The 17,170-nt window shown below is 73.5% G+C and carries 9 protein-coding genes; 5 read left to right on the top strand and 4 right to left on the bottom strand.

What is annotated here, in order from left to right; genetic code table 11:
* Positions 1 to 304 precede the first annotated feature (304 nt).
* The 4 genes from WME73_RS15620 (at position 305) to WME73_RS15605 (ending at position 8,042) form a co-directional block, all read left to right on the top strand.
* Positions 305 to 4,789 carry a serine/threonine-protein kinase gene (locus tag WME73_RS15620; protein WP_437916212.1) on the top strand — a complete coding sequence of 1,495 codons (4,485 nt, stop codon included), beginning with the start codon at positions 305 to 307 and terminating at the stop codon, positions 4,787 to 4,789.
* Positions 4,786 to 6,072, top strand: coding sequence for a patatin-like phospholipase family protein (locus WME73_RS15615; RefSeq protein WP_437916211.1), 1,287 nt, complete (start codon positions 4,786 to 4,788; stop codon positions 6,070 to 6,072). Before WME73_RS15620 ends, WME73_RS15615 begins: the two co-directional genes overlap by 4 nt.
* 575 nt (positions 6,073 to 6,647) lie before the next feature.
* Positions 6,648 to 7,079 carry a hypothetical protein gene (locus WME73_RS15610; RefSeq protein ID WP_437916210.1) on the top strand — a complete coding sequence of 144 codons (432 nt, stop codon included), beginning with the start codon at positions 6,648 to 6,650 and terminating at the stop codon, positions 7,077 to 7,079.
* A gap of 261 nt (positions 7,080 to 7,340) precedes the next feature.
* Entirely contained in the window at positions 7,341 to 8,042 is a 702-nt protein-coding gene (locus tag WME73_RS15605; RefSeq protein WP_437916209.1) for a hypothetical protein, read from the top strand.
* Positions 8,043 to 8,079: 37 nt separating this feature from the next.
* Here the strand turns inward: WME73_RS15605 and WME73_RS15600 are convergent, their stop codons facing one another.
* The 3 genes from WME73_RS15600 to WME73_RS15590 all read right to left on the bottom strand — a co-directional run bounded on the left by WME73_RS15600 (position 8,080) and on the right by WME73_RS15590 (position 11,179).
* Complete coding sequence (locus tag WME73_RS15600) at positions 8,080 to 8,433, bottom strand: HNH endonuclease (RefSeq protein ID WP_437916208.1); 354 nt, start codon at positions 8,431 to 8,433, stop codon at positions 8,080 to 8,082.
* Between the two features lie 12 nt (positions 8,434 to 8,445).
* Positions 8,446 to 8,802: a hypothetical protein gene (locus WME73_RS15595; RefSeq protein WP_437746241.1), complete on the bottom strand. Its 357-nt coding sequence runs from the start codon at positions 8,800 to 8,802 to the stop codon at positions 8,446 to 8,448.
* Between the two features lie 64 nt (positions 8,803 to 8,866).
* Positions 8,867 to 11,179 (bottom strand): PilZ domain-containing protein, encoded by a 2,313-nt coding sequence (locus WME73_RS15590; RefSeq protein ID WP_437916207.1) that lies wholly within the window; start codon positions 11,177 to 11,179, stop codon positions 8,867 to 8,869.
* Between the two features lie 321 nt (positions 11,180 to 11,500).
* Here WME73_RS15590 and WME73_RS15585 point away from each other — a divergent pair, with 321 nt between their 5' ends.
* Positions 11,501 to 11,857: a hypothetical protein gene (locus tag WME73_RS15585; protein WP_437746239.1), complete on the top strand. Its 357-nt coding sequence runs from the start codon at positions 11,501 to 11,503 to the stop codon at positions 11,855 to 11,857.
* Positions 11,858 to 11,877: 20 nt separating this feature from the next.
* On the opposite strand, the gene WME73_RS15580 is transcribed toward WME73_RS15585, so the two are convergent.
* Positions 11,878 to 17,010 carry an AAA family ATPase gene (locus tag WME73_RS15580; RefSeq protein ID WP_437916206.1) on the bottom strand — a complete coding sequence of 1,711 codons (5,133 nt, stop codon included), beginning with the start codon at positions 17,008 to 17,010 and terminating at the stop codon, positions 11,878 to 11,880.
* Between the last annotated feature and the right edge of the window lie 160 nt (positions 17,011 to 17,170).

The raw sequence follows: 17,170 nt of genomic DNA, 5'->3' as shown, positions 1-17,170 counted from the left end.
CGGGCGCCGTGGGAGGGCGCCTTGCAAGCGACACGTCAGGGCCGGGGTCTGGCGGCGCCGCCATCGCGGATGTGCGGCGCGCGGGCAGGCTCACCACCGCCGGGGATCCCCGAGCCACCCAGAAAGATTCGCCTTTCCACCCTGGTTGTCTCCCCGGAGACGCGGGCGGGACGCTACGATGCGGGTCAACCCGTAGTCCTCCCATGGATCGGGGGAACCGAGCGCGGACCTCGTTCATCACCGGTCACCCGATTCACCGCGCTCGGCGCCTCCCAGCCAGGGCGCCCGCGCGCCGCTTCGCTGCATGGCCAAGCACCCGTCCCAGCTCGCCGACCTAGAGATCCAGCGCCGCCTCGGCGCTGGCGGCATGGCGGAGGTCTTCCTCGCCAAGAAGCGGGGCGCCGAGGGGACGTACAAGCTCCTCGTCGTCAAGCGCATCCTCCCCGCGCACGGGGCCTCGCGGCGCTTCCGCGCGATGTTCGTGGAGGAGGCCCACCTCGCCACGCGCCTGAACCACCCGAACATCGTCCAGGTCTACGAGTTCTCCGACCACGGCGAGGACGGGCTGCTCCTCTCGATGGAGTACGTCGAGGGCTTCGACCTCGGCAAGCTGATGCGGGCCGCCCAGCAGAAGGAGTCGCGGATCCCGCCGCTCGTGTCGGCGTTCATCGTCTCCGAGGCGGCGAAGGGGCTGCACTACGCCCACGAGCGCAAGGACGAGGGCGGCATGCCGCTCGCCATCGTCCACCGCGACGTCTCGCCGCAGAACATCCTGCTCTCGCTCGAGGGCGTCGTGAAGATCGCCGACTTCGGCATCGCCAGCGCCAACCTCTTCCGCGAGGAGCCCGGCGTGCTGAAGGGCAAGTTCGGGTACATGTCGCCCGAGCAGGCGCGCGGCGAGCGCGTCGACCGGCGCAGCGACATCTACGCCCTCGGCGTCGTGCTCTACGAGCTGCTCGCCATGCGCTCGCCGTACGGCAAGCTCGACGACGAGGCGCTGCTCCAGGCCGTGAAGGAGGGCCGCTTCGACCCGCCGTCGTCGCACGCGCGCGACATCCCCGCGGAGCTCGAGGCGATCGTGATGCGCGCCATGGAGCGCGAGCCCGAGGCCCGCTTCCAGACCGCGCGCGACCTGGCCGGGGCGGTCGCGCGCGCGCTGCTCGCGAGGCAGGAGCTCGTCGACAACGCCTCGGTCGAGCAGACCGTGGCCCACCTGCTCGGCCGCGACCGCGCGGAGGAGGCGCGCGAGGGCGCCGCGCGCCGCGCGGAGGGCGCGGAGGGCGCGGAGGAGCAGCCCGAAGACGACGGCTCCGTGGCGCAGCCGCAGACGCTCGCGGCGGTGCCGGCCGCGCGCACCGGAGGCGACGCCGAGGGCACGGGCGCGCCGCGCGCCGTGCGCGAGGTGCGCCACGTCGCCGTGGTCACGCTGCGCATCGAGGGCGTCGACGCGCTGCTCGGGGCGCAGGGCCGGCTCGCCGGCAAGCGCAGCGGGCGCTCGATCCGCACGACCCTCGACGCGATCGCCTTCAAGCACGGGGCGATCTGGTCGTGGGAGTCGCACGCGAGCGCGCGCGCGGTGGTCGGGCTGCTCGCGAACCCCTCGCGCGCCGCGGCCGACGCCGCCTCGCTGGCGGTCGACGTGCACGAGGCGCTCGCGGGCGCGTCGGAGGACCTGCCCGTCGAGCTCCGCGCCGCGATCGGCATCGTCCGCGGCATCGCGTACGGCGAGCGCGACGAGCAGGGGCACCTCATCAACCACGCGCTCAAGGAGCCCGCGAACTTCCTCGCCGAGCGCATCGGCAGCCGCACCCCGTTCGGCAAGACGTGGGTCGCGGGCGGCGTCTACCGCCTCGTCCGCCGCGACTTCCGCTGGGGCGACGCGCCCTCGCTCGACCTCGACGACGCCCGCGGCTACCCGGTCCCGCACCAGATGCGGCTCTACGCGCTGCAGCGGCCGCTCACGCGCGAGGAGCGGATGGCGGAGATCGCGCTCTCGCCGAACGACCTCGTGGGGCGCGACGCGGAGCGGGCCGACCTGCACGCGGCCTACCACCGGGCGATCTCGCCGCCCGTGAAGGGCAACGTCGAGCCGCCCGCGCGCTTCGGCGAGAGCGAGCCGCCGGGGAGCCGGCAGAGCAGGCCCCCGAGCATCTCGAGCAGGCCCTCGAGCCCGCCGGTCGGCGCGCTCCGCGGCCAGTCCGTGGCGCGCGTCATCGTCGGCGAGATGGGCATCGGCAAGAGCGCGCTCATCTCCACGTTCCTCTCGGAGCTCCCCGGCGACGCGCGCGTGCTCCACGTCGAGTGCTCGCCCGTGAAGAGCGAGCTGCCGCTCGCCACGGTCTGCGACGTGCTCCGCGACGTCACCGGGATGGGGCTCGACCACGCGATCGACGACGCCTCCCACGTGATCCGCGCCCTGCTCGGGCCCATCGCGCGCTCGCCGCTCGGCGCGCGCATCGTCACGCGGCTCGCCGAGCTCGTCACCGGCAAGCAGCTCGAGCACCCCGAGGAGGAAGCGGCCGCCTACGGCCGCGACGTGGTGGTGCGGGGCGTGAAGTACCTGCTCGGCTCGCTGGCGCGCCACCAGCCGCTCGTCGTCGTCATCGACGGCCTCCAGTGGGCCGACCGGCCGAGCCTGGAGCTGCTCTCGGAGCTCCTGAAGCAGCGCGCGGAGCGGCTCCCGGTGCTCGTGCTGCTCCTCACGCGCCCCGAGGAGCGCGTGACCCCGTTCATCGAGGGGCTCGTGCGGATCGAGCTCCGCGGGCTCAGCGCCGAGGAGCAGATGCGCCTCGTCGAGGCCCGCCTCGGCGTGCGCGACGGGGTGGCGGCCGTCTGCGGCGAGCTCGTGCCGCGCGTCGCCGGCAACCCGTTCTTCCTGCTCGAGATGATCGACGCGCTCCTCGAGCGGGGCACGCTGGAGATCGTCGAGCACCCGGGCGGGCGGCACGAGCTCGTGCGCCACGACCGGACGGGGGATCGCGGCGAGCCGCTGCCCTCGACGCTGGAGCAGCTCATCGGCGACCGCCTGCGCGAGCTGCCGCCGGCGGAGCACGACGTCGTGAACTGGCTGGCGGTCGCGGGGGGGCCGCTGCTCAAGGACGACATCCTGAACCTGACGCGGCTCGCCGACGACGAGGCGGTGACGCGCCTCTGCGCCCGCGGCCTGTGCGATCGCCGCGCCGGGGCGGTGGACTTCCGGCACCCGCTCGTGCGCGACGTGGCCTACCTCGCGCTCGACGGCGCGAGCCGCGTGCGCATGCACCGGCGGCTCGGCGAGCACCTCTCGACGACGCCGCTCTCGCAGGGGCTCTCGGCGGCGATCGTGGCGCAGCACCTCGCGCGGGGCGAGGCGCCCGGGCCGGCGGCGGAGCTCTACCTCGACGCCGCGCGGGCCGCGCGCGCGGGGCACCAGGCGCAGCTGTCGCGGCGGTACTACGAGCGCGCGCTGTCGCTCCTGCCGACCGGCGACACGCGGCGGATGATCGCGCACGAGGCGCTGGAGGCGATCTTCCGCCACCTCGGCCGCCGCCGCGACCGGCGGCGGCACCTCGCGGCGCTGCGCCAGCTCGCGAAGGAGAGCGGCCACGCCCGCTGGGCGGCGCTCGCCCTCGTGCGCACCGCGCGGTTCGACCTCGACGACGGCTACCTCGCCCGCGGCCTGCCGGTGGCGCAGCGCGCGGCCGAGATCGCGCGCATCGCGCGCCGCCCCGCGCTCGAGGTCGAGGCGCTCACGATCCTGTCGGAGGTGCTGCGCGAGCTCGGCGACATCCAGGGCGCGATCAGCGCGGCGGATCGCGCGCTCCGGGTGACGCAGGCGGGCGGGCTGACGCCGCGGGCGCGCGCGGAGGTGCTGCGCACCAAGGGGGTGCTCCTGCGCCGGGTCGGCCGCGTGCAGGAGGCGGTGGAGGCCTACGCCGAGGCGATCGCGGTGTTCCGCGCGGTGGGGGCGCGCCGCAGCGAGGCGCGCGCGAAGAACTCGCTCGCGGTGGCGATGTTCGTGCTCGAGCGCTTCGAGGACGCGATCGCGGTCGGGCTCTCGTCGATCTCCATCGATCTCGCGATCGGCGGCCGGTTCCAGATCGCCAAAACGTTGAGCAACATCGGCCACGCCTACGCGAAGCTCGGGGACGTACCGCGGAGCCTGGCGTACATGAAGCGGGCGCGCGAGGCCCACGAGCGCTATGACGATCAGGATGCGCGCGCCGACACGCTCCTCTGCTCGGCAGGGATCCTCCTCGAGGCGGGCGACGTCGACGCCGCGCACACGCTCTGCGCCGATGCGGGCGCGCTCATCGCGGTGACCGGCAGCGTCTACGACATGATCCACGAGCGCAACGTCCGCGGCCTGCTGGCCAGGGCGCGAGGCGATATCCAGGGCGCGATCGCGAACGCCTCCGAGGCGCGGCAGCTCGCCGAGTCGCAGGGGCTGATGAGCTACCACGCCCACGCGACGGCGATCGAGGCGGCGTCGCGGGTGGACGCGGGGGAGGTCCACTCCGGGGTGCTGCTCGCGCGGACGGCGCTCGGCGCTGTCGAGGCGGGCAGCTCGGAGTACGGCATCGAGGTGCGCGACCTCTGCTGCGAGGCGCTGCAGAAGGGCGCGCCGGCGAGCTCGACGGACGCGTACCACCGCGCGGCGGCGCACGTGCGGAGGGTGGCGGGCTACATCCGCGACGCGCGGCTCAGGGCGCTGTTCCTGGAGCGCACCGTGGTGCGGCGGGTCCTCGCCGCGGAGGCGGACGGACCGGCGGCGGCGCACGACCCGCTCCGCCGCGGGGAGATGGCATGACGGGAACGGGCGCGAGGACCGGGGCGAAGCCGCGGCGCAAGGTGGCGGTGATCCTCTCGGGCGGAGGCGCGCGGGGCGCGTACGAGGTCGGCGTGCTGTCGTACGTCCTCGACGCGTTCGCCCGCCTCCGCGGGGCGCCGCCGCGCATCGACATCCTGTGCGGGACGTCGGTGGGCGCGGTGAACGCGTGTTACCTCGCGGCGCACCTCGACGATCCGACGCTGGGGGTGCGGCGCCTCGTCAACCTGTGGACGCAGCTGAAGCTGGAGACGGTGCTCGGCTTCGGGGTCCGGCAGGCGATCTCGATGCCGAAGCTGCTGTTCGGGGGCGGGTCGGAGAGCGTGGGCCTGTTCGATGTCTCGCCGATGCAGCGGCTCGTCGAGCGGGAGATCCCGTGGCGCGCGATCGCGCGGACGCTGCGTCACGGCTACCTCTCGGCGGTGAGCGTGTCGGCGACGGAGATCGGGACGGGCCGCACGGTGATCTTCATGCAGACGGGCCCGGACGGGGCGCTGCCGACGACGGCGCCGCCGCGGACGATCATCCGGGGGGCGCTGATAGGCCCGCAGCACGCGCTCGCGTCCGCGGCGATCCCGATCCTGTTCCCGCCGGTGCGGATCGGCCGCGATCTGTACATGGACGGGGGCGTGCGGCAGAACACGCCGATCGCGCCGGCGCTCCGGCTGGGCGCGACGCACGTCCTGGCGATCGGGCTGTCGCGTGAGGTGCGGAGCATCGACGCGGGGGACAGCGGCAAGCCGCCGGGGATGGCGCTCGTGCTCGGCAAGGTGCTGAACGCGTTCCTGCTCGACCACATCCAGACCGATTTCGAGGTGCTGACGCGGGTGAACCACATGATCGAGGACGGGGAGCAGGCGTTCGGCCCGGATTTCCTGCAATCGATCAACGGGGCCGCCGCGCTGCGCGGGGCGCTGCCGTACCGGCGGGTGGAGACGCTGGTGGTGCGGCCGAGCGCGGATCTCGGGCGCCTGGCGGCGGAGCACGTGAGGGCGGGCAAGCTGCAGGGAGGGCCGGCGATGATGCGGAGGCTGCTCTCGCTGGTGGACGTGGGCGCGGAGAACGACGCGGATCTCGCGAGCTACCTCCTGTTCGACGGCTCGTTCACGCGGAAGCTGATCGAGCTCGGGCGCGCGGACGCGGAGGCGAGGCGGCACGACGTCGCGGACTTCTTCGGGAGCGCGGCGGAGGAGGCGGAGCCCCGGCTGTCGGACAGCGCGGAGTGGTCGATCCCGCCGCCGGTGGGGCCGGGGAGATCCGTGTAGCGCCGCGGCGGCGGAGGTCGTTCGGTCGCGCTCAGGGCCCCAAGCGCGACCCCCTCCCCCAGCGTTCACCAACGCGAACGTGGTCGTGGTCGTGGTCGTGGTCGTCGACGACACGATCGTAGACGTGAACGTTCCGCCGGTACCTTGATCGACGATTGACGGGACGAGACGTTCACGTTCACGACTGAGCCGTTAACGACCACGACCACGACCACGACCACGACCACGTTCACGACCACGTTCACGACCACGTTCACGACCACGACCACGACCACGACCGCAGGGGTGGCTGCTGGGGGCTGGCTTGGGGCCCTGAACGCGCATGGTTAACACCTATGCCACGGGGGCCTACCGCGGCTGCCGTGGATGGGGAATCAAGGAGGACCTTCGGCGACGTGGGCCCAGGACGCGGACAGTCAGCGCGCGTCGCGGCCCCGGCGGCCCCCTCAACGGTCCGGACCCATTGTGACCCCCTGGCGACGCCCCTCCCAGCGGACTCGATCCGTTGCGCCCCCCCTGGCGGCGGTAGTGGTCAAATTTGAACATGAAGGCGGGAAGGCGGGAAGAAAACCTGAATGATCTTCCCGCCTTCATGTGGACTCTCTCTGGGCAAAGTTGACCACTACCTGGCGACGCCCCCTCCCAACGGATCCAATCCGTTGCTCCCCCCCGGCGGCACCCCCAGGCCGATGGCAAAGTATCTCGGAGAACACGATCTCGACGAGATCGTCGACGATCTCCCCCTTGTGAGTGACATGCTTGTCGAGGGACATGGCCTCGGCGTGCAGGCGCTGGCCGACAGCCCGCATCGTCACGGCGTCGAGGCCGGCCTCATCGGCGAAGCGAAGCACCGCCCGAAACACCCGATCCCGCGACAGAGCGATGCGCGGGTCGGCCCCACCGCCACGCTCCTGCGCATCCATCCATCCATCGACCGAGCCTTGCGCGGCGTCCGTGGCGAGCGCTCCCGGGAGCTCGACCCAAGCCTGCTGGGTATGCCTCCATAACGCCATGACCCCTCCCTGCTTCGCCGTTGACAAGATTACATAACAAACGCATTGTCTATCGCCTCGTCACTCGAAGGCTCACACAACGCCAGCGTGCCTGTCCTTCACCAAGGCTGACGCCGCACCGATCGCCGGCATGACGGCGTTCAAAGGGCTGCACGACGTCGGGGAGAGCCGCGCTGGCGAACGCGTACTCGTAGACGTGCGCGACAAGATCGTCGTCGCCGTCATCGGCTGACGGCTCGGATTGGAGCGAGAACCATGACCATCAACTCGAAGATCCTGATCACGGCGCTAGGGGTGGGAGTACTAGGTTGGGCTTCCGTGGCGCGCGCCGAGGCTCCCTCCGCAGCACCCGAGGCGGATCGCGCTCCGAACGAGTTCGCCCCGGCCCTGCGCCGCGGGGAATGGCTCTCGTCTCTGGGGTTGCACGCTTCGCTCGGCCTCGCCTTCGGCGGCGATGAGCTCGCCGAGCTCACGTACTCGGACGGCTCCACGACCGCCGTCCACGCCGGAGAAGGGATCTCCCTCTCCGGTGGACTGACCTGGACGCCTCTCTGGCTCGGGGATCGCGTGGGACTCGGTCTCGGGCTGGACGCCGGGTGGAAGTACAAGAGCACCCTCGTCGACGCCGATGGCTCGATCAAGCTGGAGCGCATCCCATTGATGGCCTCCGTCCGAAGCCTGGTGGCAATCGACAGCTCGTGGCACGGCGTCGTGGCCGCGGGCGGGATCCTGGAGCTCAACCCGCACCTCTATGGCGACGGCGTCCTCGGCGGCGCCGGTGCTCGGTTCGACGACGCTCTGGGCGGCATGCTGGAGCTGGGCGTTCTGTGGGGTCGTCCGAAGGGCTTCGGGTTCGAGATGACCGGGCGCTGGACAATCCTGAGCTACGAGTACATGGGCGAGAGCAGCAACGCCAGCAGCGGGTCCGTCAACCTGACGGTCCACTTCTTCCTCTGAAGAGGAGAGGAAAGCGCCGAGCCCGGATTCGACCGGTTCAGGGCTCCCCGGGGCGCCCCTTCGACCGGCGCTCGATCTCATCCGCGGTCGATTCCAGCGCCGCACGCAGATCGAGCACCGCCCGCTCCAGCTCCTCGACGCGCCGGCGGCTCACCGCGAGCTCCGCTGTAAGCGTCGCCTCCGCCTGCCGTGCGAGCCGATAGGCCACGAGCTGCGGGCGATTCAATCGCAGGCAGTAGACGACGTTCGCCACATCATCGGTGCCTCCATGCGCGCGCGGGCGATGGTGGTCGACCGTCAGCGTGGCCCCGACCGCATCCTCGTGCACCCCGCAGTAGGCGCAGCGCGCTCGAAAGCCCTCCCGGACCAGCGCGCGTAACTCATCGGCCACGCGACTACGCCCTCAGCGGGCCGGGGCGAGATCGTGCCCCATGAGGCGCCGGTAGTCCTCCGCCAAGGCCGCGTTCTTCTCCCGCAGCTTCTGGAGGTAGGTGGTGGCATCTGCCAGGAGCCCTTCCTGCTCGGCCACGATGCGCGCCAGGGCGTCAGCCTGGGATTCGAGCTGTGCCTTCTGCGCCGCGAGGTGCTCCGCGCGTGCCGCTGCCAGCTCCATCGCCGGGCGCAGGGCGTCGGCCTCTTCCGCGTCGAGATCCTCGAACAGACGAGAGAGCTCCGCGCGCTCGGGGTCCGTCAACGTCCCGCGCGCCTCGGCCGCGCGGAGCGCCTGGAAACGCCGGCTCTTCTCGTCGTTCCACCGCACCCCAGGAGAATGCCACGCCGAGGACGGCGCGCCAACCTGGCTAGTTCCGCCCGGCCCGCGCCCCTCAGCGCTCCTTGTCCTTCTTGCCGCTCCCCTTCTCGCTCTTCTTCTTGGCGTCGTCGCCCTTCTTCTTCTCGTGCTTCTCGCTCTTCTCGGGCTTCGACTTCGACGCCACCTTCTTCGACTCGCCGCGGCCGAGCGCGATCTCCAGGCGATCGCCGCGCGCCTTCGCCTTGTAGGCGGGCACGCCGTCCTTGAACTGCAGGGTGACCTCCGCGCCGTGCGCGGTGTTGACCACGCGCACCGACGCGATGCGCTTGTCCTTGCGGGCGAGGCCGCTGCCCGACGACAGCGCCCGCCGATCGGGCAGCGATACCGTGAAGCCCATCGCGCCGGCCGCGCCGTTCAGCTCCTCGATCGGGCCGTCCATCTTGAGCTTCAGGACGATGGGGTTCCTCACCGACCCCTGCCCCCACTCCCGCGGCCCCTCCTGGTCGCCGTCGTCCGCCGCTTCCACCTCGTCGTCCTCGCCCGGGCCGCCCGGGACCGCCGCGCCCGGCGCGAGCGCGTCGCCGGCCAGCGCGCTCGGCTCCGCCGGCGGCGTCGGCGGCACAGGCTCCGTCGTCGACAGGGGCGTCGCGCCGAACAGCGGGACGTTCGCCGTGAGCGCGCCGCCCGGCGCTGCAGCCGGCCCCGCGGCCGCCGCGAGGGCAGGCGCGCCGGAGGACGCCGACGCTGGCAGCGCCGGCGCGCCCGCGGCCGACTCGGCCCCGGCCGAGGGCGCGTCGCCGCCCCGCAGGCCCAAGAGGCGCGCCGCCCCGAACACCACGAGCACCGCCGCCAGCCCAAGGAAGCTGCCGACCGCGGCCGCCTTCTTGTTGAAGCGCGGCGGCTCCCCGCCCTCGCCCGCCGCCTCCTCGGGCTCCTCGCGCACCAGCCGGCGCCCACCGGACTTCAGCGCGCCAGCCGGCGGCGGCGCCGTCTTGCGGCGCGGGCCGCCGTCCTTGCCCGACCCGTCGCCGTCGCCTGCGCGCGCGGCGCGCCGCGCCTTGATCCTCGCCACGAGGCCCGCCATCGCCGTGGCCGCGCGCGCCCCGGCGCCGGCGAGCGCGGGCGCGATCTTGCCCGCCACCGCCTTGCCCGCCATCGCGGCCTTCTCGCCGACCTCGCGCAGCCGGCCCGGCTGCGCGTCGGCAGCCGCCTCGGCGCCCGCGTCCTCGGCCGCGCTCCCCGCGGAGGACGGCGCTCCGTCGTCCGCGGAGGGCGGGGCCGCCTCGGCGCCCGCGCGCGCCTCCCGGGCCGAGAGCGCCGGCGATACGTCGCTGTCGTGGTCGTCGTCCGCGTGGGCCGCCGCGCCGCCGCTCGCGCCCGAGGGGGCGCGCTCGCCCCGAGGCTCGGCCGGCGGCGCCGAGGACGACCGCGCCGTCGCGCGCTCGCCCTGATGATCACGCGCCGGAACCGTCGGCGCCGTGGAAGGCCGCGCAGCCGCGCGCTCGCTTTGATGATCGCGCGCCGGGACGGTCGGCGCCGACGACGGTCGCCCAGCCGCGCGCTCGCCCTGCGGCGGCGACGAGGGCGCCCGCGCGCCGGCGTCGTGGGACGATCGCGCCGGGGCCGGGGGAAGCGCCTCGGGCGACGAGGGCCGCGGCCGCGGCGCCCTGGCCGCGCGGGGCGCCTCGTAGGCCAGCGTGACCACGAGCTGCGGCACGCTCGTCGCCGGGTCCACCTCGACCCTCACGTGATCGATGTACGCCTCGCGGCGCGTGCCCTGATCGACCTCCTCCAGCTCGAGGGAGCGGCCCACCTTGAGGAACTCCAGGTTGGAGCCGACCTCCAGGTCGTCGAGCCCGCCGCCGCGCACGCGCGCCTTCATGGGCGAGCCCAGACCCTCGATGTGGAGCCGCACGCGGGAGCCCCGCTGCGCGGCCCCGGGCGACGCGGCCGCGGCCTGGACGGCGAGCGCCGGCGCGGGGCCCGCAGCGCCCGCGTCGATCGACGAGCACATCGCGCGCACCGCCTCCTCCGACCCGGCGTCGAGGCCGGTGAAGCGCAGGCCGAACTCGCCGCCGCGCGCCTGCTCGGCGCGCCAGCAGACCTCGCCCTCGACGACCAGCTCCTTGCCGAGCCCGTCGAACCGGCAGATCAGGGCGTCGCCGACCCGCGGCAGGTACGCCGTGCGCAGGCGCATCCCCTCGGGGGACATGTCGATCGACTCGGCCTCGAAGCCGCCGCCCGACGTCTCGCCGACCGCGACGAGCGCCTCGACGCGGACCCGCTGCCCGGCGCCAGCGCGCCGCTCGCCGCCGCCCTCGCGCTCCCTGTCCAAGGATTCCGGCGCCTTGCGAACGCCCTCTCCCTCTGCGCCTCGACCGTTCATACGCCCATTCCTCCGCCGCGAAGCCGCGTCCGCCGTCGCGGGCCCTCCGCGGTGCAAAGGGCCCATTGGCCGGCAGTACGGCGTAAGCCCCGCGCTGGCCAAGTTTTGGAGGCCCCGGCCACGCGCCATGCGCCACGTGGCACGCGCCACGTGAATACGCGCCGCCGTGATGCGCAGCGTTGCGGCGCGGCGAGCGACGGAGCAACGGGGGCGGCGGAGGCGGTGTGCGATGGGCGGCAGGCGGTGACAGGCGGTGACAGGCGGCGATCGAGCGCTCGCTTCACCTGGCGCTCGGGGGGGCAAACGTGGGAAACTCTCGCGATGGGCAAGGACGAGCCCCCGCAGAACCAGGACACGCCCGCGCCCGCCGCGAATCAGGATGTCGTCTTCATCCATAGCCCCGTCGAGCAGGGAGAAGGCTTCCGGGTCATCCGGAGCCGGGAGGACCGGCTCGAGATCGGCGAGCTGCGGCCCACCGAGCACGGGCGCCCGCTGAACGGGGAGCTCGTGAAGCTGACGCAGCGGTCCGAGCACGCGCGGCTCTTCGACGTGGAGGTGCTCCTCCCGGCGGCGCGCGAGTCGTCCCGGTCAGGCCCCGCGCAGGTCGCGACCGACGCCTACCGCTCGAACTGGGAGGCGATCTTCGGCCCGCGAGAGGCGAACAAGCTCGCCAACTGAGCGCCCGCGATCGCGGGCCGTCAGCGAGGGGCCATGGCGGCGAGCTGCCGCGCCTGGCCGGTCTTCCGGAGCGCGTACGCGATCCCGCGCTGGAGCGTCCCCTGGACGACGGTCTCGCGGAGGTCGATCCCGAGGCTGACCAGCGTCTGCGACACGTGGCCTCGGATCCCGGTGATCACCGCCTCGGCGCCGAGCAGCCGCAGCGCGGTCGCGGCCCGGACGAGCGTCGCGGCGACGCTGTTGTCCACGCCCTTCACGCCCGTGATGTCCAGGATGACGACCTGCGCCGACGTGTCCGCCACGCCGTGCAGCGCCGTCTCGAGCGCCTCGTCCGCCCGCTCCGCGTCCAGGGTCCCGATGAGCGGCATGACCATGATCTGGTCGGTGATCGGGATGAGCGGCGTCGACAGCTCGGCGAGCCGCTCGCGCTGCACGCGGATGAGGTCCTCCTGGAGGGCGGCGCGCGCCCGCTCGGCGCTCTCCCGCTCGACGAGCTCCGCCTCCAGCTGCACCTTCGCCGCGGAGAGCTCCGCGGTGCGGGCGGCGACGGCCGCCTCGAGCGCGTCGTTGGCCCTGCGGAGCTCGTCGCTCGCCGCCTGGACGCGCGCGTAGAGCAGCGCGTTCTTCACGGCGATGGCGGCCTGCGCGGCGACGAGCTCGAGCACGTCGAGGCGGGCGGGCGAGAACACCTCGGGCGCGGCGTTGTTCTCCAGATAGAGGACGCCCGAGATCTCCCCCTGGCTCACCATGGGGAGCGCGAGCACCGATCGCGGCTTGCGCGCCGCGACGTAGGGGTCGCCGTCGAACCGCCCGTCCTGCGCGGCGTCGGCCACGACGACGGCGCTCCCGGTGCGCATCGCGAGCTCGATCACCCGGGCTGCGGCGGCGCCGCTCTCGCGCACGGGCGTGGACGGGCCGACGCGCACCTCGCCCTCGTCCTCGGCGACGGCCTCCACGCGCGGCCCGCCCTCGTGGTCCAGGACCAGCGCGCCCCGCTGGGCGCCGACGCTCTCGACGGCGAGCCGGAGCAGCCGCGTCATCACGCGGCCGAGGTCGATCTCGCGCGCCACCGCCTGCGCGGCGCGGATGAGCGCCGCCGCGTCGAGCAGCGCCACGCGCCGCGCGACCGTCTCGATCGTCGACGAGGCGACCGAGGTCAGGTTCGACAGGACGCTCGCGGACGCGGGCTGGCCCGCCGCCGCGCGGGGGAGCAGCTCGACGTACGCCTCCTCCATCTGCCGCAGCTTGGCCGTGGCGCCCCAGCGCGCGTAGGCCTGGTAGGCCTCGACGAGGCACGAGCGCGCGAGCCACGGCATGCGCCTCGCCGCGAGGAACCTGCCGAAGAGCTCGCTGACGAGCGCGCGGTAGCGCACGTACCCCGCCTGCTCCGCCGCGTCGCTCGCCTGCTGGTAGAGCTCGAGGATCGGCTCCAGCGCCTCCCCGGCGACGCGCGCGCGCTCCGCCCGGACGAGCAGCTCCAGGTGCCGGAGCTCGGGGCAGTCCCGCGCGAGGACGGCGAGCTTGTCGTGGCTCGACGCGAGCATCTCGGCCAGCGCGCCGCCCTCTTCCCCGCTCGCCCGAGGGCCGAGCGCCAGGATGGTGAGGCAGGTGTAGAGCGGCAGATCGACGATGCCGATGTACTGGCCCGTCACGGCGCGGGCCCGCTCGTGCGCGCGACGCGCCATCCGCAGCGCGCCCTCGTGATCGCCGTAGAGGTACGCGAGCGCGAGCTTGTTCGTGTAGTAGAAGCCAGCGACGATCGCGAAGCCCATCCCATCGAGCTTCGGCACGAAGGCGTCCTCGTCGAAGCCGGCGTCGCTCAGCGTGCCGCGGTCCAGCGTGCGCCCCTCGAGGTTCTGGATCACCTGCAGCGCGACGGTCTGGACCGCCGTCGACAGCGCGTCCTTCGTGCGGGAGGTGAAGCGCAGGAACCCGCCGACGTCCTCGCGCACGCGCCGGAGCTCGCCTTCCAGGCTGAGCTTCATCTGGGCGACGATGTTGGAGGCCGCCGACGCGAACATGAAGTCGCCGGTCTCCATCCCGGCGACCCGCGCCCGCTGGAGGACCTCGAGCGCCTCGCGCTGCGGCCTCGAGTGGTTCATGACGACCCCGTAGTTGAAGTCGACCTTCGCCCTGATGGCATCGACCCGGTACCTCTCGTTCAGGGCGACGCCCATCCGCACGATCCTGTAGCCCTCGTGCGGCTGGCCCCAGAACGCGGCCAGGTAGAAGCCGTGGAGCGCGTACGCCACGCTGGCCATCGGCGAGATCCCGTGCCGGAGCGACAGGTTCGCCATCCTGACGGCGAGGAGCTGGGCCAGCGGCAGGTTGACGATATACGCCGAGGGCGAGCCGTAGCCGAGCATCTCCACCACGATCCTGACGCGCGGATCGGCGAGCTCCGGGCCCGCGCCGACGTCCTCGCCCCGCCGGGCGGCGAAGCCGCGCTCGGCCTCGGCGAGCTCCGCGCGGAGCGCGGCGGCGAGCGCCTCGCCCTCGGTGGGCACCTCCATGCCGAAGAGGCGCAGGCCCTGGAGCGCCACCGCGAGCGAGCCCGCCCAGCGGTGCTGCGCGTTGTAGAGGACCATCCGCATGCAGTAAACGCGCGCGCGCTGGACGTCCGAGGTGGCGCGCTCGAGGAGGGCGTCGAAGAGCGCCTCCGCGTCGTCGCAGCGGCCGGTCAGGTACGCGCACTCGGCCTTCGCGGCATGGATGTCGAAGACGTCGAAGGCGAGGCCCGGCTCGCCGGCCCATGGATCCGGGCCGAGCGCGGACGCCGCGGCGCTCAGGTAGCCGAACGCGGCGTCGTACGCGGTCGCCGCCTGCGCGCGCCGCCCCGCGGCCAGGTTGAGCCGCACGAACTCGCCGCGCTCCGCCGGATCCTCGATCGGGGCCGGGGCGAGGTTCAGGTGGCCGACGACGACGAACAGATCCTCGTCGCTCGGGTCCTCGCCGAGGCTCGCCGCGAGCAGCCGGCCGATGCGGTGGTGCAGCCGCTTCCGCTCCGGCTCGTCGATGAGCGCGTACGCCGCCTGCTGGACGCGATCGTGCAGGAACCGGTACGAGACGCGGAACGAGGGGTCCTCGAGCAGCCTGCCCGCGACCGCCGCGTCGCCGGCGTGGACGAGGCGGTACTCGGGATCGAGGGGCACGACGAGGCCCGCCCGCAGGGCCTCCCAGAGGGCCGCGGCCACCTCGCCCGGGGGCTGCTCGGCGACGAGCGCGAGCGTCCGGAGGTCGAAGCGGTGGCCCACGCAGGCGGCGAGCCGGAGGGCGCGCTGCGCGCCGGGCGCCAGCCGCCGGATCTTCGCGGCCATCAGCTCGACGACGCCCTCCGCGCCCTCCGCGCTCCGGGCGCGATCGAGGCTCCACGCCCACGCCCCCGCGGCCGGATCGAAGCGCACGATCCCCTCGCCGGCGAGGGCGTGCAGGAGCTGGTGGATGAAGAACGGGTTGCCCGCGGTCCTCTCCAGGATGAGCGCCGCGAAGGCGTCCGTGTCCTCGAGGCGGCAGCGCAGGGCGTCGGCGAGGAGCCGGCGGATGTCCTCGATCTCGAGCGGCCCGAGCCACACCTCGGAGGCGGACGCGCCCGCCGCCCGCAGGCCGCCGACGAACCTCGCCAGCGGGTGGGCGTCGTCGACTTCCTGGTCGCGGTAGGCGCCGATCACGAGCATCCCGCGGACGTCGGGATCGGCCATGAGGAGCTCGAGGAGCTTCAGCGAGGCCGGGTCGGCCCACTGGAGGTCGTCGATGAAGAGCGCGAGGAGGTGCTCCTCCGTGACGGCGCGGACGAAGGTCTGGAACGCCAGGCGGAAGCGGTTCTTCGACTCGTTCGGCCCGAGCGGCTGCACGGCGGGCTGGGGTCCGACGACGCGCTCGAGCTCGGGGATCACGTCGACGACGACCTGCCCGATCGAGCCGAGCGCGGCGCTCAGCCGGGCCTTCCAGCGCGCCACGGACTCCTCGCCCTCCGACAGGATGCGCTCGCACAGCTCGCCGAACGCCCGCGCGATGGCCGCGTAGGGGGTGCGCTGCTTGAGCTGGCCGAACTTCCCCGAGACGAAGTACCCGGGCCGCCGCGCGAGCACCTTGTAGACCTCGCGGACGAGGGCGGACTTGCCGACGCCGGCGTGGCCGGAGATGAGGAACAGCTCGACGGCGCCGGCCGCCGCGCGCTCGCACGCGGCCACGATCGCCTGCGCCTCGGCCTCGCGCCCGTAGAGCTTCTCCGGCAGCCAGAGCCGGCCGCCCGCGTCGCGCTCGCCGAGCGGGAAAGGATCGACGCGGCCGTCGGCCTCGTACCTCCGAAGGCACTCCTCGAGATCGGCGCGCAGCGCCTCGGCGCACGGGTACCGATCCTCGGCGGCCTTGGAGAGGAGCTTCATGACGAGATCGGAGACGACGCGCGGGATCTCGGCCGACGCGGCGTGCGGCGGCGTCGGCGTCCTGGCCAGGTGGCAGTGCACGAGCTCCATGGCGCTCGGCGCGGTGAACGGAGGCGCGCCCGTGAGCAGCTCGTAGAGGGTGACGCCCAGGGAATAGAGGTCCGTCCGGCAATCGAGGCTGCGGTTCATCCAGCCCGTCTGCTCGGGTGACATGTACGGAAGGGTCCCCTCCGCGGCGCCCGGGTTCTCGGCCCTCGGCGCCTCCTGCGACAGGCGCGTTGCGATCCCGAAGTCGGCGAGCTTGACCACCAGCGGATCGAGGCGGACGAGCAGGTTGTGCGGCTTGACGTCCTTGTGAATGATGCCCGCGTGGTGCAGCGACGCGAGGGCGTCCGCGACGTGGATGCCGATCCGCAGGGTCGTGGCCAGGCCGAGCCTCTCGCTCCGCAGGACGATGTCGAGCGACGCGCCGCCGAAGTCCTCCAGGACGAGCACGGGCCCCCCGTCGCTCTCCTCGACGTCGAGGACGCGGAGGACGCCCGGGTGCGCGATCTCGCGCGTGATCACCTGCTCGTGGCGGAGCCTCGCGATCGCGCGCGGCGACGCCCGCCCGGCGCTCGGTCCCTTCAGCACGACGGGCTGCCCGTCCGACGCGCGGCGCGCGCGGCGCACGGTGATCATCGTCCCCTCGTGGAGGATGGCTTCCGCGGCGTAGCCCTGCAGCGGGCTCGCGGATCCGGTGGCATGGTCCGCGCCGAGTGTGGTCATGCGCACAGGTTACAACTGATACGGAACCTACCGTGACGGCGTTCGACGTCGCGTCGGAGCCGCCGTGACCCAGATCGGTAGTCCAGCGCACATCCCATCGATGGTCCTCGTCGTTCCTTGTCTCGAGCTCCGCCGGTGCGCGGGCGTGCCGAATCTTGAG

Origin of the sequence: Sorangium sp. So ce302 (assembly GCF_051530145.1) — a bacterium.
Lineage (GTDB): Bacteria > Myxococcota_A > Polyangia > Polyangiales > Polyangiaceae > Sorangium > Sorangium cellulosum_B.
This window is presented reverse-complemented; position numbering and strand designations above follow the sequence as displayed.

Bases quoted from the DNA above. Each gene is read 5' to 3' on its own strand.
- WME73_RS15620 (WP_437916212.1), top strand. From the start codon at position 305: ATGGCCAAGCACCCGTCCCAGCTCGCCGACCTAGAGATCCAGCGCCGC.
- WME73_RS15615 (WP_437916211.1), top strand. From the start codon at position 4,786: ATGACGGGAACGGGCGCGAGGACCGGGGCGAAGCCGCGGCGCAAGGTG.
- WME73_RS15610 (WP_437916210.1), top strand. From the start codon at position 6,648: ATGATCTTCCCGCCTTCATGTGGACTCTCTCTGGGCAAAGTTGACCAC.
- WME73_RS15605 (WP_437916209.1), top strand. From the start codon at position 7,341: ATGACCATCAACTCGAAGATCCTGATCACGGCGCTAGGGGTGGGAGTA.
- WME73_RS15590 (WP_437916207.1), bottom strand. From the start codon at position 11,179: ATGAACGGTCGAGGCGCAGAGGGAGAGGGCGTTCGCAAGGCGCCGGAA.
- WME73_RS15585 (WP_437746239.1), top strand. From the start codon at position 11,501: ATGGGCAAGGACGAGCCCCCGCAGAACCAGGACACGCCCGCGCCCGCC.
- WME73_RS15580 (WP_437916206.1), bottom strand. From the start codon at position 17,010: ATGACCACACTCGGCGCGGACCATGCCACCGGATCCGCGAGCCCGCTG.